This is a genomic window from Kitasatospora sp. NPDC048239, assembly GCF_043202015.1.
In the GTDB taxonomy this organism is placed as follows: Bacteria; Actinomycetota; Actinomycetes; order Streptomycetales; family Streptomycetaceae; genus Kitasatospora.
The window spans coordinates 126,284-144,154 of record NZ_JBICZP010000015.1 but is presented as its reverse complement, the minus strand read 5'-3'; the positions used below and the strand labels follow the sequence as shown (position 1 = coordinate 144,154).

Genomic DNA, 17,871 nt, shown 5'->3' with positions numbered 1-17,871 from the left:
ACGACTAACGGACATTCGGAATCCTCGCCACGAACCTTGCATTGCGATCACCCCACGCCATCAGAACAATGGATGTCGGCATCGGGTTGTCACCATCATAGGTCGGGCGCACCGCATAGTAGACCGTCTCGCCTGAGTCCACCGCCTTCTTTACCCGGTTTTCGTACCGTTTCATGGCGGACGTGTTGACCAGACTGTAGAGGGGCACTAGATTGCGCCGGTCCGTACCGATTCCGCAAAGCTGTCGCGCCAGCAGATGGCCTCGATTCAGCCCGCTACCCAGCGCGAAGCCTGGCGGCAAAAGATCCGGGTTCTCAATCGGCCATTCGACCTCACTCCCCAGGATATGGGTCGAGGTCTGATTATGCGGGTTGAGCACCTCCCCGGCGGCCGGGCCCGGGCGGCAGGCCGACGGACCGACAACGGGCGGGGGCAGGCAGCGGCCTGACGGGCTGGCAGCAGCCGAAAGGCGGGCGGCGGCTGCCCGAACGGCTGCGACTACCTCAAGGAGATCCGCCTGCAGCGCACCCGGAGCGCGGCCGCCGGGCACAACCCGGGGCACACGGCGGGATCGTGACGCCTACCGCTGGCCTGCTCCGGTACTGACGCGCGGCGCCCCGTCGGCCGTGCGCATGGCCGCAACGGCCATGTGCTGGGCCTGCGACACCTGCGTAATGCCCCTCAGCATCGACTCCAGCTGGTGAACCCGGGCGTTGGTGTCTTCGTTTGCGTCCTCGGTGGCGAGCGCGTGGATCACGCTCAGAACGTAGCCGATGTTCGGGGCGTTCTTGCTGTAGAGGAGCACCTTGCACGTGCTGTCCGTCGGGAGTCGGCCCGGAAGGTGCCCGACCAGGTTGTCGGCGAGGTGCTGTTCGATGCCTTCGATGACGCGGGAGCCAGCGCGCTGTGCTCCGGCCGTACGGACCAGCTGCTCGATGTCCGACAGTCGGAAGCCTCCGGTGAAGGAGATCCCCAGCGCCAGGGCGGCCCAGGGATCGGCCGGTACGCCGAAGCGGCCGTCAATCGGGCCGACTGGCGGCCCCGGGACGGCGGGCTGATCCGGAAGGTTGTTCTGGTCGCTGATGTTCAAGGTCTGGACCCCTGCTGACGCGCCGCTTCCTGAGCCTCCCCCAGGTCCTCGTATTGTGCCGCCAACCAGGCCTGGGGCGGTGCGGTTCGGCGCAGCAGGGCCGCACCGTATGGGGACTGCGGCCGTCGGGCAGGGGAATCGTCCACCCCAGAGCTGGGAGGCGACCTGGTCCGCGGTGGAGGAGTGCCAGAAGCTGGGTCCGACAGTGTTGTAGACGCCGACCGGCACCAGCCCCGGTGGCGGGGCAGTCAGATCGGCATGGGCCCGGCAGACCGCCGGTCAGGTCCTGCTCATCACGCCCTGACGGCGGCGGAGGCCGGTTCGTCGTCCTCGGCGGGGACCTGGTCAGGCCTGGAGGTGGTCATGGAAAAGGCGTACCAAAGCGGGCCACCTACTGTCAGGTGATCGCCCCACTTTCGTCTGGCCGGCAGCCGGCACCGGAGTACGCCGCTCCTGGCGGCGGGGGCAGCCCGGCCACCGCCGCCCCGCCCAGCGGCGACCCCGACGACCAACCGCCCACCCCGCGCCACGACCGGCTCGCCACCACCGCGCCTCGCACAGTCACGTTCAACAGCGCGCTGTCCGACCACTACCCCCACATCACCCTCCAACACTGGACCGCCCCGCCACCGCCCCCGCTCCAGCAGCAGGTACACGGGGCCGCCAGGTCCACGTCCACCGGTCGGCCCTGCGTCGAGCAGGCTGAGATCCGGCAGCGCAGGGTCGACCACTCCTGACCGCGCGTCCCCGTCATCAGCGCCAGCTCCGCGGCCGCACGCGGTGCGGGCGCCATCCCCGAAGCGCCAGGTCCGCTTGGCCGCCGGGTTTCAGTCCGCCGAGCCCGAGCTTGCGGAAGAACAGGTGCTGGTCGAGTTCTGGCGTGGGGCGCCTGCGGCCGACGGGGCTCCCGCGTCGGGGCAGTACAAGGAACCGTCTCCCGTGGCGCAGTGCTTTCCGTGGGCGGAAGCCAGCCGATCGAGCCTTCCGGCATCGCACGATATGGGGTAAAGGGGATGATCCGCTACATTCGGTACATGGGGATCGACGTTGCCGCGTTGTTGCGTGAGGTCACGCTTCGACTCCAGCCGCACTCGCACGAGCTGGCTGAGCGGCTGGTTACGCTGGTGAGCGAGGCAGTGCCGACCGTGTCGGCGAACGAGGATCTCGCGGACCTCGCCCTGCTCTCCGTCGAGCAGCACGTCGACACCATGTTGGGCATGATCGAGCACGGACGGGACACCGCGGACGTCGAGGCTCCGCCTGCCGCCATCGAGTTCGCCACGCGCCTGGCCGAATACGGCGGAGACATCAGCGAGCTGCTGCGCAGCTACCGGCTGGGTCATGTTGCCGCGCTCGGCCTGTTCCGCGAGGAGGTGGCGCGGTCCACCACGGAACCGGAAGTGCCGAGTGCGGTGCTCGGCTCGCTGGTCGAGTTGTCCTTCGCGTACGTCGACCGCACTTCCGGGCAGGCGGTGGCCGCGTACCAGGAAGCGCGGGACCGTCTGCTGCAGAAGCGGCTCCTGGCGGTCAACGAGGCGGGCCGCCGGATCGGCACCAGCCTGGACATCACCCGTACCGCGCAGGAACTCGCCGAGGTGGGCGTCGACAACCTGGCCGACTTCGTGGCAGTCGACCTCCTCGACGCAGCGCTCTTCGCGGAAGAGCCGCCGCTCGACGCGGACATGGTGACGCTGCGTCGCATCGCACATCACTCCGTCCTGGAGGGGTGTCCGGAAGCCGTCGTGCCGACCGGGCACACGCACAGCTACCCGTACGGGTCCGGGCCCGCCGAAGCGGTGACGACCGGCCGGCCGGCCCGGTACCGGACTGCGGCGGACGGGCTGCCTTCGTGGATCGCGGACTCCGCGCCGCACCGGCGCTCGGTCGAGGCCTTCGGCATCCACGACGTGCTGATGACTCCGCTCTGGGCCCGCGGCGTGCCGCTGGGCATCGCGCAGTTCTTCCGCCACCGGGACGCCACGCCCTTCGACGGCAACGATCTGTTGCTGGCGCAGGAGATCGCGTCCAGGGCGGCCGTCCACATCGACAGTGCCCGCCGGTACACCCACCAGCGGACCACCGCGCTGGCCCTCCAGCAGAACCTGCTCCCGAGCGTGGTCACCGCGCACAGTGCTGTCGACACGGCCGTGCGTTACCTGCCGTCCGGCGGCCGCTCCGGGGTGGGCGGCGACTGGTACGACGTGATCCCGTTGTCGGGGGCCCGGGTCGCCCTGGTCGTGGGGGACGTCGTCGGGCGCGGCCTCTACGCCTCCGCCACGATGGGGCGGCTGCGCACCGCGGTGCGGACGCTCGCGGATGTCGACCTGATGCCGGACGAGCTGCTCACCCACCTCGATGACGTGGTCATCCGGAGTCAGCACGAGGAGGGGCGGCTCCCGGACGAGATCAGTGCCACCTGCCTGTACGCGGTCTACGACCCCGTCACCCGCGTCTGCTCCCTGGCGAGTGCGGGGCACGTACTGCCGGCCTGGGTGCCGCCGGCTGTCGATGGGGACCGCGCGGGGATCCGGGAGGCGCGGTTCGTGGAGGCCCCGACCGGACCGCCGCTGGGGTTCGGTGGTCTCCCCTTCGAGACCGTCCAGTTCGAGGTACCGGAAGGCAGCATCCTCGCGCTGTTCACGGACGGTCTCATCGAGGGCGCCGGCCGGGACCCGGCCGGCGGACTGGCAAAGCTGCGCGAACTCCTCGGCCGGCCCGGCCCGTCGCTCGACGCCGTCTGCGACGGGATCGTGGAGGGCATGGTGCCGGCTCGGCCGACCGACGACGTCGCCCTGCTCCTCGCCCGCACCCGCGCGCTGGATGCCGACCACGTCACCACGCTTGAGCTGCCGTCGGATCCCTCGCTGATCTCCCGAGCGCGTTCCTTCGCCACCGACCGGCTGACCGCGTGGAATCTCGACGAACTGGCATTCAGCACCGAACTCATCGTCAGTGAACTCGTCACGAACGCCATTCGCTACGGACGACAGCCCGTCACTCTGCGGCTGATCCTCCAGTCGACGCTGATCTGCGAGGTCGCGGACGGCGCCAACACCTCCCCGCACCTGCGCCGGGCCCGCATCTTCGACGAGGGCGGCCGCGGGCTGTTCCTGGTCGCGCAACTCAGCAACAGCTGGGGTACGCGGTACACCCGGGAGGGCAAGGTGATCTGGGCGGAGCAGACCCTGCCCGGGCCGCCGCCTTGACCCCGGGGTGGCCGGGGGTCCTTGCCGAGCCGTGGTGACGGCGTACGGGACGGCTTGGAGGCGGCGCCGGAGAGCGTGTACGGCATCAGTTTCGGATGGAGGCGGCGTAGCCGGTCACCCAGTTGGAGAATTCGCACGCCAGGTGCCACTGGTGCGTGCTGATCATCTCCGGCGGTACCACCGCCGGGAACGCCACGGCGAGCTTCGCGCGGAACCCGCCCCGGGGGTTGTCCTGGAACTGGTGGCGGACGGCGCCGATCTCGGTGCCGCAGTCGTCGCGGGCCCACCCGGCGGCGCGAACGGGGAAGGCGGGGTCCACGGCGATCGGGACGCCGGCGGTGTCGGCGTAGTCGATGACGAACCTTGCTCCGAGTACGGCGCCGCCGGTCACCTCGATCACCTCCTGCACCCCGGGGCCAGGGGTGCGGATGAGGTAGTGGTCGGGACAGGCGACGAGCATGGCGTGTTTGTCGTCGGCGTTGATGCGGCTGTTGAACCAGGTCACGAAGCCCTGTGCGGTGCCGAGCGTGCTGGTGACCTCCGCCCTGCTGACCGCCCAGCTGCCCGTGGCCGCCGCCAGGTGGCTTGCGGGACCAGTGACCGCCAGGTCGACGGCGAGGATCTCGCGGATTCGGTCCTCTCCGAGGCCCATTTTGAGATCCGCCAGCCGTTCGCGGTCCTGGTCCACGGTCGCAATGCTGGGGGCGGCGTCGAGGAAGGCGTCGAACTCGGCCAGGAGCGCGCCGGGCAGCCAGTTCCTGAGCCGCTGGGAGGCCACCTGGATCCGGGCCGCCTCCCACCGGAGGACCGTTGCCCGGTCGAGGGTGCTGCCGTCGATGCAGGCCGTCAGTTCGAGCGCGGGGCCCGCAGCGTCGGCCTCGGGCAGCGGCCAGGAGGCAAGCGCCCCAGTTGCTGTGACCACCGCGGCGGTCGTCATGAATCTTCTTCGTGAAATCACCCGGACATCGCTCCTTAACTCGACTTTGGTTGCGATTATGGTTGGGGTGGGGCGTGTCGACGTCAAGGGCTTCGACGGAAGTCGCGGCAATCGAGGCGAAACATCTATGGCAACCAGGGTTGCGATAGTGTAGGGCTGAGTCGATGCGGCCCCGGGTGGGCGTCGTGCCGGCGCCGCGAGGTGACTCGCCGCACAGTCGGGGTTGTTCGAACACAACCGGAGGAGCTTTCATGGCCCGTGCAGTGGTAGCGGTGTCCGCGGTGATCGGTGACCGATCGGTCGCCCGGGACGAGGTGCTCGCATGGGAGGCCGAGCGCCTGTCCGCGGCGGCGGCGAAGATCAGCCTGCCCGTGCCGGCCGGGGACCTCGCGCAGCAGCGGGTGGTGTTCACGGACAGCAAGATCGCCCTGGGGGCCGAGGAGATCAAGCGGCGGCTGCGGCGCGACCTGCGCATCGGTGAAGGCGTGGCCCGTGCCGCCGTTGGGCTCTCCCGCGGGCGCCGGGCGCTCAGCGTGTGCGATCTCCATGTGGCCGGGGGCAGCGCACGAGAGTTCGCCCAGTGGTTCGGGGACACGTCAAGGGCGGACTACGTGCGCTCCATGGTGGCCGCCCACCCCGACCACTTCCTCATCCGGGCCCTGCCCGACGGGAGGCAGGAGGTGATCGAGACCACCGGCGGGAGCCCGGCGGCCACCCGGTTCCTCGTCGACTACCTCGACACCGCCACCCTGACGACACCGCGAGAGATGGAGTTCAGCGAGCAGATGGCGGGTGTCGCCCGCAGCGTCAAGGGCCTGCCCATCGGCGGAGTGCGACACCAGCTCCGCGACGAACCGGGCGGTTTCCACGCGCGGCTGTGCGTGGAGTTCCCCCGGTTCACGATGCCGCGCATCCTGTCCGAGCACCGGAAGCATCTGGCGATCGAGTTCTCCAACTGGGTGGAGTCAGCCTTCAACGCCTCGCACTGAGCCGGAGCCGGGGACGGCGGGCCCTCACCCGCCTGTCGTCCCCGCCCGCTGCGCCGCCCGGGTCGCGAACAGCTCGATGTCGGCATCGGTGAGTGCCTGGCCGGTGACCAGGAGCCGGAAGTACACCGGGCTGCTCGCGTCCTCCATCAGCAGGCGGGCGTCGGTGCCGGGCGGCAGCTCGCCGCGGGTGACGGCGCGTTCGACGATCACCGCACTGCGGTGGAACCGCTCGGCCCAGAACGCCTCGCGGGCCGCGAGGGCCGTGTCGTCCAGTACCCCGCCGATCGCCATGCTCAGTACGGCGCGGGCGGCCGGACTGCTCAGGTTGTCCACGATGTCCTGGAGCGTGGCCACGAGATCGCCGACCAGGCTTCCGGTGTCGCGGCCGAGGTCCTGCTCGGCCGTGCGGCTCAGGAAGAGGTCGGTGACCAGGGCCACCTTGGTGGGCCAACGCCGGTACACGGTGGTCTTGTTCACCCCGGCGCGGGTCGCCACCTCGGGCAGGATCAGGCCCTCGAAGCCGACCTCCTCCAACAGCTCGTCAGTCGCCTTCCGGACGGCGGCGACCACCAGGGCCGCGCGACCACCGGGACGTGCCCGCCCCGCCGCCTTCTCTGTCACCTGCTGCCCCGTTCCGCGCCGAATCCGGCCGCCATCGTAATGGAGCGGATGATCTCTGTGGGCGGGTGCGGCCCGTAGTGCCGGTCACCCACGGACGCACTCCTCGACGACCGCCGCGACCTGCTGCGCGGCCGGCGAGTTGCGCTGTCCCCGATGGCCGAGGACGAGTTCGACGGCCTCCGTCTCGGCCAGCGGCACGTATGTCACGCCGTCGAGCCTCAGGCTCTGCACCGACGCCGGCACGAGTGCCACGCCGTGCCCGGCGGCAACGAGGACGACCAGGGTGGCGGTCTCGCCGACCTCGACGAGGGACGGGGGTTGGAAGCCGGCCCGGGTGCAGGCGGACAGGACGCGGTCGTACATGGCGGACCGCGGCTGCGCCGGGTGGATCACGAAGGGCTCGCCGGCCAGCGCCGCCAGGGGGAGCCGCGGATCGGCGGCCCGCGGGTGGTGGGTTGGGAGGACTGCCACCAGCGGCTCGGTGCGCAGCGGCGTGGTGTTCACGCCCTCGGGGACGGCGCCGGGCCGGAACACCGCCAGGTCGTAGGCGCCGGTGACCAGCCCGTCCGTGAGCTGGGGTGTGAGCAATTCGCCGCGCAGTTCCAGGGTGATGTGCGGCAGCCGGGCCCGGACGGTGCGGGCGACGTGGGGGAGGACGTCGTAGGTGGCGGTGCCGATGAAGCCGACCGAGACGCGACCGGCCTGGCCGGTGACCAGCTCCGCCATGTGGGCGCGGGCGCGTTCGGCCTCGGCGACCAGGGTGCGCGCGTAGCCGGTCAGCTGGCGGCCTGCCTCGGTGAGTTCGACGTGCCGGGTGGAGCGGTGGAACAGCGGTGTCCCCAATTCCCGCTCCAACTGCTTGATCTGCTGGGAGAGGGCGGGCTGGGCGACGTGCAGGCGGGCCGCGGCACGGCCGAAGTGGCACTCCTCCGCGAGCGTGAGGAAGTAGCGGACCTGGCGGAGTTCCATGCCCCCGATCTTATGCGGATGGCTTATCAATGGAGAAGAACTAGGTCTTGGACGCGATGAAGTGGGTGAACCTACCGTGAGGCCATGACAGACAGCTACCTGTATGCAGCGGCCAGGACGCCCTTCGGGCGGTTCTCCGGCGCACTGGCCGGGGTCCGGCCCGATGACCTCGCGGCGTGTGCCGTGCGCGGGGTGCTGGCCAAGGTGCCGGCGCTCGATCCCGGAGAGATCGGCGATGTGGTGTGGGGGAACGCCAACGGCGCCGGCGAGGACAACCGCAACGTCGGCCGGATGGCCGTCCTGCTGGCCGGGCTGCCCACCTCGGTGCCGGCCACGACCGTCAACCGCCTGTGCGGGTCCTCCCTGGACGCCGCACTGATCGCCTCCCGCACCATCGAGACCGGCGACGCGGACATCGTGCTGGTCGGCGGCGTGGAGTCGATGAGCCGAGCCCCGTGGGTGCTGCCCAAGCCCGACCGGGCCTACCCCGCCGACGACCTCGCCGCGGTGTCGACCACGCTGGGATGGCGGCTGGTCAACGAGCGGATGCCGAAGGAGTGGACCGTCCCCCTGGGCGAGGCCAACGAACAACTCGGCGACAGGTTCGACATCCCGAGGCAGCGGCAGGACGAGTACGCCGTCCGCTCCCACGACCTCGCCGACGCCGCGTGGACGGCCGGCTTCTACGACGACCTGGTCGTGCCGGTCGCGGTCAACCGCAAGGGCGACACCCTCGACCGTGACGAGGGCATCCGCCCCGGGTCCACGGTCGAGCCGCTCGCCTCACTCAAGCCCTCCTTCCGGCCGGACGGCACGATCACGGCGGCCAACGCCTCCCCCCTGAGCGACGGCGCTTCGGCGGTGCTCCTCGGCTCGGAAGCGGCGGCCCACCGGTTCGGCGCCGAGCCGCTCGCCCGGATCGCGGGCCGCGGCGTGTTCGCGCTCGACCCGCAGATGTTCGGCTTCGCGCCGGTGGAGGCCGCGAACCGGGCACTGAAGCAGGCCAGGATCAGCTGGCCCCAGGTCGGCGCGGTCGAACTCAACGAGGCCTTCGCCGTCCAGGCACTGGCCTGCGTGGACGCCTGGGACATCGACCCGGGCATCGTCAACACCAAGGGCGGTGCCATCGCACTCGGCCACCCGCTCGGCGCCTCCGGCGGCCGGCTGCTCGGCACACTCGCCCACCGCCTGACCGAGTCCGGCGAGCGCTGGGGCGTCGCCGCGATCTGCATCGGCGTCGGGCAGGCACTCGCCGTCGTCCTGGAGAACGTCGCGGGAGCCGGACGATGACCGTACAACTGCGGGCCGGTGCCGACGAGGTGCTCACCGGGGACGAGGAGGTCGAACGATGACCGTACAGCTGTGTGATGACGCCGACGAGGCGGTCGCCGGTATCGAGGACGGCTCCACCGTCCTCGTCGGCGGCTTCGGGATGGCCGGGATGCCCGTCGCCCTGATCGACGCGCTCATCCGCCAGGGCGCCACCGACCTGACCGTGGTGTCCAACAACGCGGGCAACGGCGACACCGGCCTCGCCGCCCTGCTGGCGAAGGGACGTGTCCGCAAAGTCGTCTGCTCCTTCCCCCGGCAGAGCGATTCCCACGTCTTCGACGGCCTGTACCTGGCCGGGAGGATCGAGCTGGAGGTCGTACCGCAGGGCAACCTGGCCGAGCGGATCCGGGCGGCCGGGGCCGGCATCGGGGCTTTCTTCTGCCCCACCGGCGCTGGGACGGTGCTGGCCGAGGGGAAGGAGACCCGCGTCATCGACGGCCGCACCTACGTGCTGGAGCACCCGATCCGAGGAGATGTCGCGCTGATCGGCGCGCACCGGGCCGACCGCATGGGCAACCTCGTCTACCGCAAGACGGCCCGCAACTTCGGGCCGGTGATGGCCACCGCCGCCACCACCGTGATCGCCCAGGTCGGCGAGATCGTCGACACAGGCGTCATCGACCCGGAGACCGTGGTGACCCCGGGCATCTACATCGACCGCGTGGTGCAGGAGGCCGGCACATGACGGACAACGACTTCGGAGCCGGGCTCGGTCCGCTGGAGAAGCACGGCATCGCCGCCCTCATTGCCGGCGACATCCCCCGCGGATCCTTCGTCAACCTGGGCATCGGCCAGCCGACCCTCGTCGCCGACCACCTGCCGGCCGACGCCGGAGTGGTGCTCCACACCGAGAACGGCATGCTCAACATGGGCCCCGCCGCCCACGGCGACGCGATCGACCCCGACCTCACCAACGCCGGCAAGATCCCTGTGACCGAACTGCCGGGCGCCGCCTACTTCCACCACGCCGACTCCTTCGCCATGATGCGCGGCGGCCACCTGGACATCTGCGTCCTCGGCGCCTTCCAGGTCTCCAGGGCCGGTGACCTCGCCAACTGGCACACCGGCGAACCCGACGCCATCCCGGCGGTCGGCGGCGCTATGGACCTGGCAATTGGGGCCAGGAAGGTGTTCGTGATGATGACGCTGTTCACCAGGACCGGGGCTCCCAAGCTCGTTCCCCGATGCACCTACCCGCTGACCGGGCTCGGCTGCGTCGACCGCGTCTACACCGACCTCGCCGTCTTCGACATCACCCCGCAAGGCCTCACCGTCAGGGAGACCTTCGGCGCCACCGTCGACGAACTCGCCGGACGCCTGGACCTGCCACTCATCCCGTCGGCCCGGGCCTGACCATCGGCCGCCTCGGCGGATCCGCAGCAGCCGATGATGGTCTTCCGCCCGTGGAAGGGCAGCGGCCCGGGGCCGCGCCATGGCCGCCCGAGCACGAGCCTGACCGACCAAGCCAGGCGCCGGCCGCCCACATGGCGGCGATCCTGGTAGCAGAGGTGACGAGCAGGCGGTGACAACCGCCGTCTCCCGCCGCCCTGCACCGCCGTTGCCTTGGCGTGGGCTGCTGGCAGGTGACGGGCTGACCTGTGACTTCTGCGGCGGGAAGACAGTCAGCGGCCGGTCAGCGACCGGAGGCGGCGCGCTGCTCTTCGAGACGGCGGAACACCTCGACGACGTTGGCCGGGCCCGCGTCGGTGCCGGCGAGGGCCCGGTCGAGCAGGTCGGCGAGTCGCTCCCGCGTGTCCTGCTCACTGTTGCGGCCGACGACGTACCAGAGACCGCGCGCCGTTTCCTGGCCCTGATTGACGTAGAGGTGTGGGCGGGTCGAGTCAAAGCAGAAGGAGTCGCCCGCCCGGAGTTCGTAGCGATCGAACGCCAGCACCAGAGTGAGCGACCCCTCCAGCAGGTACGCGTACTCGAACCCTCCGTGCCGCATCAGCGTGCCCTCGACCGAACTGCTCGCCCCGCTCCGGTAGGTCACCAGCAGGGCGTCCACCAGGCCGTTGTCGAAGGAGGCCAGGCGCTCCCAGCGCACGCCGTTGTCCATGTCCAGTGCCGGGTTGTCGGCTGCCCGCTGGATGACCACGTCCGGGCCGCGCAGGCCGACGGGCGCGGCGTCGCCGTCCTGCGGCTCCGGGGGCTGCGACGGCTTGCCCACCTGCAGGCCGAGGAGCTCGTCGAGGGAGACCTGCAGCCGGCTGACCAGGGCGTAGAGCGTGCTCACCGAGGGCTGGCTCTTCCCGTTCTCCACCTGCGACAACAGGCTGGCGGAGATCCCCGTGTCCGTGGCCAGGGCGCGCAGGCTGATGCCGCGGGCCTTCCTCGCCTCACGCAAGGCCGGGCCGATCCGTTCCTCCACGTAACTGCCCCTGTTCTCCGGGCCGACTGACTGCCGGGCACTACCGTCCGAGAACGCTACACGGGTTCGGTGACAGTGAACAGCGGGCCGCCCGCCAGCACGCCCCGTTGCCCCGAACTCGCATTTTTGACTTCCTCGAAACGGTGCGTTGACACCGTGACCTGCTGAGTTCAATATGGGCGCACGTGTTCAGTAGAAGTGAACACGTGGCGTCGCCCAAGTGCCCTGGGACCCACCGGGCGCCTGCGACGCCACAGCATCCAGAGCCCAGGATTCGGGAGCCCCCGCATGGCCGAGACAATGCGCGCCGCCGTCTACCACGGCGCCCGGGACATCCGCATCGAGCAGATACCGGTGCCCGTGCCGCGCGCCGGTGAAGTCCTGATCGCCGTGCGGCGCAACGGGATCTGCGGGACCGACCTCACCGAGTGGTCCAAGGGCCCGGTGATGGCCCCGCTCACCGAACAGCACCGCGCCAGCGGACACCTCGGCCCGATGATTCCCGGCCACGAGTTCGTCGGCGAGATCGTCGACGCCACAGGAGCCCCCGGACTGCGTGCGGGCCGGATCGTCGCCGCCGGGGCCGGCGTGTGGTGCGGCGCGTGCGACCGCTGCGCCTTGGGTCGTACCAACGTCTGCCGCCGCTACTACACCCTGGGGCTCGACGCCCACGGCGGCCTTGCCGAATACGTCGCGGCACCCGCCCGGACGCTGCGCCCCGTCCCAGAGGGGATGTCGCTGGACCACGCCGGCATGGCGCAGCCACTGGCCGTCGGACTGCACGCCGCCCGACGGTCGGGCGTGCGGCCCGGCGACCGGGTGGTGCTGATCGGCGCCGGCGCGATCGGAACCTTTGTGCTCGTCGGCCTGAACCACCTGGCCGCGGCCGAGGTGACCGTCGTCGACCTGCCGGGACCGAAGTTCGACCGCGCGCTGCAACTCGGCGCCGCGCGCACCGTCTCCGCGCACGAGGATGTTGTGGCGGCCGTGCTGGAGGCCACCGGCGGCACGGGCGCCGACGTCGTGATCGAGGCCAGCGGCGCCCCGGGGCAGTACGAGAACGCGCTCGCTATGGTCGCCGCCGGCGGCCGGGTGCTGGCCGTCGGCCTGCCGAAGGAGAGCCCCCGCGTGGACATGTCCGCGCTGGCCCTGCGTGAGATCACGATCGAGTCCAGCGTCGCCCATGTCTGCGACGAGGACCTGGCACCCGCGCTGGACATCCTTGCCGCCGGCCCGCTGGGGGACCTGCTCCTGGAGGGCGTGATCGCCCTCGACGACCTCGTCGCATTCGGGCTGGAGCGCCTGGCGAGCGGCGCGGTCGACGGAAAGATCCTTGTGGATCCGACGGCACGAGGCGACCGGCGTTCAACCTGACTGAACAAGAGATCGAGGAACACCTGCCTGATGACACCGGACACGCACCACGCTGGAGGCACACCGTGCTGATTGGATTCGCCGGCCTCGGCCGGATGGGCCTGCCCATGGCCACCCACCTCGCGCGGGCCGGCCACACCGTCCTGGGACACGATCCGGGGCTCGGCCGAGCTCCGGAGGGAGTCACGCTCATGCCCTCCGCGGCCGCGCTGGCCGAGGCGCAGCTGACGATCAGCATGCTGCCCAACGGCGCGACGACCCGGGACTTTGTGCTGACGGGCCTGGCGGACACCGCGACCGATCACCTCCATGTGGTGATGGGCACCGTGGGGCCCGCGCTGGTGCGGCAGTTGGCAGCCGACGCGAGAGTGGACGTCATCGACGCCCCGGTGTCGGGGAGCGTGTCGATGGCGGAGGCGGCCTCGATCACCACCATGGTCGGGGCGAGCCCTGAGCAGTTCGAACGGGTGCGCCCGGTCCTTGCGGCCATGACCGCCGCCCAGTACCACTGCGGCACGGCCGGGTCCGGCTCGGCGGCCAAGCTGGCGGTCAACGCCGTGCTCGCGGCCCTGAGCCAGGGTGTCGCCGAGGGACTGCTCCTCGCCGAGGCGGGCGGGCTCGACCTGCGCTCCTTCTACGGCGTGCTGCGCAACAGCGCGGCCGGTGCCCCGTACGTCGGCTACAAGGAGGAGGCGTTCCTCGCCCCGGACACCGCCGGTGTGGCCGCGCCGGTGTCGCTGATCCGCAAGGACCTCGCCTTGGCGCTCGACCTGGCCCGTGCGCATCGGCTCAGCCTGCCGGTGTCCGAGACCGCCTTCGAGCTCCTGGACGCGGCGGTGGACGCCGGGCTCGGCCAGGAGGACATGGCGCGGGTGCTCACCGCCCTGCGGCTGCGCGTCGGTTCGCGCAGCGTGTGACGAATGAAGGAGAAGATTCTGTGACTGCCGGAAGCATTCCCAGCACCGAGGTGGAGACGATGATCCGCCTGTTGGAGGACGCCCGCTACGAGGCGGTGGTCGGGGGCGACATCGAGGCCTTCACGGCCCTGGCCCATCCCGATCTCGCGTACACCCACTCCAACGGGGCCGTGGACACGCTGGAGTCGTACCGGGACAAGCTCCGGTCGGGCTTCTACGTCTATCACCGCATCGACCACCCCGTGGACCGGATCCTGGTGGTCGGGGACACCGCGGTGGTGATCGGCCGGATGTTCGCCGACATCACCGCCGGTGGGGTCCGCAAGTCGCTGGCGAACCAGGCGATGGCGGTGTGGGTGCGCGAGGGCGACCGTTGGCTGCTGCTGGGCTACCAGCCCACCGTCCTGCCGGAGGCGCTCCGATGAACGCGTTCACCTACGACGCCCTGCCCGGACGTGTCGTGTTCGGCTCCGGCGCCGCGAGCACCGGGCTGCTGGCCGAGGTCGACGCGTTCGGCGCGAGGCGGATCCTGCTGATCGCGGGATCCTCGGAGGCCGATCTGGCCCGCGAGCTGTGCGCCCCGTTCGCCGGCCGGATCGCGGCGGAGTTCACCGACGTCCGCCCGCACGTGCCGGTCGAGGTCGCTGAGCGCGCCCGCGCGGCGGCCGCCGGTGCGGACCTGGTGCTGTCGGTCGGCGGAGGGTCGACGACGGGCACCGCCAAGGCGGTCGCGCTGACCACCGGACTGCCGATCCTGGCCGTGCCGACCACCTACGCCGGCTCCGAGGTTACCCCGGTGTGGGGTCTGACGGAGGAGAACCGCAAGACCACCGGCACCGACCCGCGCGTGCTCCCGCGGACCGTCGTCTACGACCCGGACCTGACCCTCACGCTGCCGCCGGAGTTGTCGGTGGCCAGCGGACTCAACGCGATGGCCCACTGCGTCGAGGCCTTCTGGGCGCCGCGCCGCAACCCGGTCTCCAGCGCGGTGGCCGCCGAGGGCATCCGGCACCTCGCGGCCGGCCTGCTTGCGATCGCCGCCGACGGCGCCGACGGTGCGGCGCGCTCCGACCTGCTGCTGGGTGCCTACCTGGCCGGCTCGGCGTTCTCCGTCGCCGGGTCCGGGCTCCACCACAAGATCTGCCATGTGCTCGGCGGGGCGTTCGACCTGCCGCATGCCCAGACGCACGCGATCGTGCTGCCGCACGTGCTTGCCTTCAACGCGCCGGACGCCCCTGCGGCCGCAGCCCGGATCGCCGTTGCCCTTGGGCAGGTCGACCCCGTCGGGGGCCTGCACGAGCTCGGGGCGAAGCTCGGCGTCCCGCAGGGCCTCCAGGAACTGGGTCTGGCCGAACGTGACTTGGAGGCGGTGCTCGACGACATCCTCGCGCTCGCGCCGGCCGACAACCCGCGTCCCGTCACCCCTTCCGGTGTGAGGAGGCTGCTGCACGCCGCCTGGGCCGGGACCGCCCCCGGCGGAGCTAACACATGACCCTGCGCGAGGAGACCGATCCGCCGGTCCAGGAGGTCATCCGGTTCCTGGTCCGGCACTTGGAGGGGATAGCCGAACCGACCGAGAGCCAGGACCGCCCCAGCAAGGAGGACACATGACGACGACCGAGCGCCCCCGCGCCGCACGCCGGGAAGAGGCGGTGACCGAGCGCGTCCTCGCGAGCTTCGACCAGTCCCCCGATCCGAGGCTGCGCGAGGTCATGCACAGCCTGGTCCGGCACCTGCACGCCTTCGCCCGGGACGTGCGGCTCAGCGAGGCGGAGTGGGAGACCGCGATCGAGTTCCTCACCCGCGCCGGGCACATCACCGACGAACGCCGCCAGGAGTTCATCCTGCTGTCCGACGTCCTCGGACTGTCCATGCTCACCGTCGCCATCAACGAGCAGGACACCCAAGGCGCGACCGAGGCCACCGTCTTCGGGCCGTTCTTCGTCGACGACGCACCGGAGGCCCCGCTCGGCGGAAACCTCGCCCGCGGCGCCACCGGGACACCCTTCTACGTATCGGGCCAGGTGCGGTCCGTGGACGGCACGCCGATCGACGGCGCGCGGGTGGACGTGTGGGGAGCCGACGACGACGGCTACTACGACGTCCAGTACGACGGCGACCGCTCCGCCGGCCGAGGCTGGCTGCGGACCGACCCCGACGGCGGCTACCGGTTCTGGACGGTCCTGCCCGCGCCGTACCCGATCCCGCACGACGGACCGGTCGGCGACCTCCTGGCAGCCGCCGGCCGGGGCCCGATGCGGCCGGCGCACCTGCACTTCAAGGTCGCAGCGCCGGGCCACCGCACCCTGATCACGCACGTCTTCGTGGCAGGCGACCCCTACCTCGACCGGGACGCGGTGTTCGGTGTCAAGGACAGCCTCGTCGTCGAGCCGGGGCACCATCGCGCCGGCCCGGCACCCGACGGCACACACCCCCGGGACAACTGGACGAGCATGACCTTCGACCTCGTGCTCGCCCCCGCCGACCACCACTGACCGGCCCTCACCCCGGCCCGGACCCGACCCAGGGTCCTGTCCGCCCGGCCCGCGCCCACAACCAGGCCGGGCGGACCGCCCCCACGGCGACAGGCGTGCACCCACCGCTCCGCCGTACCGATGGCGGCCCCCGTATCAAGAGCCACGGCACGACCGCCCGGGCCCACACCGAACCCGCGGCGGCCCTCCGCCCAGGCGCGCTGAACGCGCAGGGCCGGACCTCGACCTCGTGCGCCCCACCAAGGGCCTTCCGATTCTGACCCATGCGACATGCAGACAAGTGCTGCCCGGATCCGTCCGGGCGGCCTACCCGGAGGTGCAACCATGCGACGTACTCGTTGGATCGTGCTCGGCGGGTGTTTCCTCGCCTACCTGTTCGACGCCCTGGAGATCGTCCTCCTGTCCCTGACGCTCCCGCGGATCCGCCACGACATGGGCCTGACCGTCTATCAGGGAGGCCTCCTCGCGACCGCCACCCTGCTCGGCATCGGCGTCAGCAGCGTCCTCGGCGGCTACCTGGCGGACAACTTCGGCCGCAAGAAGGCGCTGGTCCTCTCGCTGCTGACGTTCGGCGGGTTCACCGTCGCGCTCTACGCCGTGCCGAACTTCAGTGTCTTCCTGATCCTGCGCTTCCTCGCCGGCATCGGCCTCGGCACCGTGTGGAGCGTCGTGTCCGCCTACATCGTGGAGACCTGGCCGGCCGAGAGCCGCGGCCGCGCCGCCGCGTTCGTGATCAGCGCCTTCCCGGCCGGAGGCATCCTCGCCGCCACCCTCTCGGGCTACCTGCTGCCGAACTGGCGGCTGCTGTTCCTCATCGCCGGCGCAGCCGTCGTCGCCCCGGTCGCCGTCGTCCTCTTCTGCTTCCGCGAGTCGGCCGACTGGGCCGCGCAGAAGGCCGGGAACGCCGCCGCCGCCGTCTCCGTCCGCGACGTCCTCAGAGGCCCCTTGCGCCGCACAACCCTGCTCGGCACCCTCATGGCGGCCCTGGTCCTGACCGGCTACTGGGGCGCGATGACCTGGCTGCCGACCTACCTCACCACCGAGCGCGGCCTGGCCCCGGGATCCATGGCCCGCTTCGTGATGATCCTCAACATCGGCATCTTCGTCGGCTGCAACGGCTTCGGCCTCCTCGCCGACCGAATCGGCCGCCGCCCGACCATCATCCTCACCCTCATCGGCGCGATCGCGGCCCTGCCCGTCTACGCCCTCACCACCCACCAGACGACACTGCTGTGGCTCGGCCCGGTCTTCGGCGCCTTCACCGCCTTCTTCGCCGTGTTCGGGTCCTACCTGGGCGAACTCTTCCCCACCAGGGCTCGCACCACCGGCGCCGGGTTCTGCTTCAACATCGGCCGCGGAGTCTCCGCCTTCGCGCCCTTCGCCCTCGCCGGGCTCGCCGGCTCGATCGGATTCAGCGGCGGCCTGATCGTCTGCGCCGGCTTCTTCGCCCTCGGCGCCGCGGTCACCCTGCTGCTGCCCCGCACCGGCGACCACGCGGAAGACCCGGGCGCCGAGGCTCTCGTCGGACTCACCGCCCCGTCGAACGCCTGATGCCCGCGAACGCTCCTGG

At 71.1% G+C, this 17,871-nt stretch carries 19 protein-coding genes; 13 read left to right on the top strand and 6 right to left on the bottom strand.

From position 1 onward, the window contains the following. Nucleotides 1–4 precede the first annotated feature (4 nt). On the bottom strand, nucleotides 5–379 hold the full coding sequence (locus ACGFZP_RS31715) for a DNA/RNA non-specific endonuclease (RefSeq protein WP_392939566.1): 375 nt from the start codon (nucleotides 377–379) through the stop codon (nucleotides 5–7). A gap of 201 nt (nucleotides 380–580) precedes the next feature. Further along, complete coding sequence (locus tag ACGFZP_RS31710; RefSeq protein ID WP_392939564.1) at nucleotides 581–1,090, bottom strand: hypothetical protein; 510 nt, start codon at nucleotides 1,088–1,090, stop codon at nucleotides 581–583. Between the two features lie 401 nt (nucleotides 1,091–1,491). Here ACGFZP_RS31710 and ACGFZP_RS31705 point away from each other — a divergent pair, with 401 nt between their 5' ends. After that, nucleotides 1,492–1,827: a hypothetical protein gene (locus ACGFZP_RS31705; protein ID WP_392939562.1), complete on the top strand. Its 336-nt coding sequence runs from the start codon at nucleotides 1,492–1,494 to the stop codon at nucleotides 1,825–1,827. Between the two features lie 210 nt (nucleotides 1,828–2,037). Further along, nucleotides 2,038–4,296, top strand: a complete 2,259-nt coding sequence (locus tag ACGFZP_RS31700; RefSeq protein ID WP_392939560.1) for a SpoIIE family protein phosphatase — start codon at nucleotides 2,038–2,040, stop codon at nucleotides 4,294–4,296. Between the two features lie 85 nt (nucleotides 4,297–4,381). On the opposite strand, the gene ACGFZP_RS31695 is transcribed toward ACGFZP_RS31700, so the two are convergent. After that, nucleotides 4,382–5,254: a twin-arginine translocation signal domain-containing protein gene (locus tag ACGFZP_RS31695; protein ID WP_392939558.1), complete on the bottom strand. Its 873-nt coding sequence runs from the start codon at nucleotides 5,252–5,254 to the stop codon at nucleotides 4,382–4,384. 230 nt (nucleotides 5,255–5,484) lie between these two features. On the opposite strand from ACGFZP_RS31695, the gene ACGFZP_RS31690 reads away from it, so the two are divergent. After that, nucleotides 5,485–6,222 (top strand): hypothetical protein, encoded by a 738-nt coding sequence (locus ACGFZP_RS31690; RefSeq protein WP_392939557.1) that lies wholly within the window; start codon nucleotides 5,485–5,487, stop codon nucleotides 6,220–6,222. Nucleotides 6,223–6,246: 24 nt separating this feature from the next. Here the strand turns inward: ACGFZP_RS31690 and ACGFZP_RS31685 are convergent, their stop codons facing one another. After that, the gene (locus ACGFZP_RS31685; protein WP_392939555.1) at nucleotides 6,247–6,843 is read right to left on the bottom strand and encodes a TetR/AcrR family transcriptional regulator; all 597 of its coding nucleotides are present in this window, start codon (nucleotides 6,841–6,843) and stop codon (nucleotides 6,247–6,249) included. Between the two features lie 84 nt (nucleotides 6,844–6,927). Then, the gene (locus ACGFZP_RS31680) at nucleotides 6,928–7,812 is read right to left on the bottom strand and encodes a LysR family transcriptional regulator (protein WP_392939554.1); all 885 of its coding nucleotides are present in this window, start codon (nucleotides 7,810–7,812) and stop codon (nucleotides 6,928–6,930) included. Nucleotides 7,813–7,896: 84 nt separating this feature from the next. Here ACGFZP_RS31680 and ACGFZP_RS31675 point away from each other — a divergent pair, with 84 nt between their 5' ends. The 3 genes from ACGFZP_RS31675 to ACGFZP_RS31665 are packed head-to-tail and all read left to right on the top strand — an operon-like array spanning nucleotide 7,897 to nucleotide 10,497. Continuing rightward, a complete protein-coding gene (locus ACGFZP_RS31675; RefSeq protein WP_392939553.1) occupies nucleotides 7,897–9,102 on the top strand; it encodes a thiolase family protein in 1,206 nt (401 codons plus the stop codon). A gap of 58 nt (nucleotides 9,103–9,160) precedes the next feature. Then, nucleotides 9,161–9,829: a 3-oxoacid CoA-transferase subunit A gene (locus tag ACGFZP_RS31670; RefSeq protein ID WP_392939552.1), complete on the top strand. Its 669-nt coding sequence runs from the start codon at nucleotides 9,161–9,163 to the stop codon at nucleotides 9,827–9,829. Next, nucleotides 9,826–10,497 carry a 3-oxoacid CoA-transferase subunit B gene (locus ACGFZP_RS31665; RefSeq protein ID WP_392939551.1) on the top strand — a complete coding sequence of 224 codons (672 nt, stop codon included), beginning with the start codon at nucleotides 9,826–9,828 and terminating at the stop codon, nucleotides 10,495–10,497. The genes ACGFZP_RS31670 and ACGFZP_RS31665 overlap by 4 nt, the downstream gene beginning before the upstream one ends. Before the next feature lie 280 nt (nucleotides 10,498–10,777). Here the strand turns inward: ACGFZP_RS31665 and ACGFZP_RS31660 are convergent, their stop codons facing one another. Then, nucleotides 10,778–11,491: a helix-turn-helix domain-containing protein gene (locus tag ACGFZP_RS31660; protein ID WP_392939549.1), complete on the bottom strand. Its 714-nt coding sequence runs from the start codon at nucleotides 11,489–11,491 to the stop codon at nucleotides 10,778–10,780. A gap of 312 nt (nucleotides 11,492–11,803) precedes the next feature. On the opposite strand from ACGFZP_RS31660, the gene ACGFZP_RS31655 reads away from it, so the two are divergent. From ACGFZP_RS31655 to ACGFZP_RS31625, 7 genes are all read left to right on the top strand, one after another. Then, nucleotides 11,804–12,889, top strand: coding sequence for a zinc-binding dehydrogenase (locus ACGFZP_RS31655; RefSeq protein ID WP_392939548.1), 1,086 nt, complete (start codon nucleotides 11,804–11,806; stop codon nucleotides 12,887–12,889). Between the two features lie 65 nt (nucleotides 12,890–12,954). After that, entirely contained in the window at nucleotides 12,955–13,806 is an 852-nt protein-coding gene (locus ACGFZP_RS31650; RefSeq protein ID WP_392939546.1) for an NAD(P)-dependent oxidoreductase, read from the top strand. A 20-nt stretch (nucleotides 13,807–13,826) separates the two neighbouring features. Next, nucleotides 13,827–14,231 carry a nuclear transport factor 2 family protein gene (locus tag ACGFZP_RS31645; RefSeq protein WP_392939544.1) on the top strand — a complete coding sequence of 135 codons (405 nt, stop codon included), beginning with the start codon at nucleotides 13,827–13,829 and terminating at the stop codon, nucleotides 14,229–14,231. Beyond that, entirely contained in the window at nucleotides 14,228–15,298 is a 1,071-nt protein-coding gene (locus tag ACGFZP_RS31640) for a maleylacetate reductase (RefSeq protein ID WP_392939543.1), read from the top strand. Before ACGFZP_RS31645 ends, ACGFZP_RS31640 begins: the two co-directional genes overlap by 4 nt. Beyond that, complete coding sequence (locus ACGFZP_RS31635) at nucleotides 15,295–15,417, top strand: hypothetical protein (RefSeq protein WP_392939541.1); 123 nt, start codon at nucleotides 15,295–15,297, stop codon at nucleotides 15,415–15,417. Before ACGFZP_RS31640 ends, ACGFZP_RS31635 begins: the two co-directional genes overlap by 4 nt. Further along, on the top strand, nucleotides 15,414–16,301 hold the full coding sequence (locus ACGFZP_RS31630) for a dioxygenase (protein ID WP_392939539.1): 888 nt from the start codon (nucleotides 15,414–15,416) through the stop codon (nucleotides 16,299–16,301). Before ACGFZP_RS31635 ends, ACGFZP_RS31630 begins: the two co-directional genes overlap by 4 nt. A gap of 324 nt (nucleotides 16,302–16,625) precedes the next feature. Next, nucleotides 16,626–17,852, top strand: a complete 1,227-nt coding sequence (locus ACGFZP_RS31625; protein WP_392939538.1) for an MFS transporter — start codon at nucleotides 16,626–16,628, stop codon at nucleotides 17,850–17,852. Nucleotides 17,853–17,871: the final 19 nt, after the last annotated feature.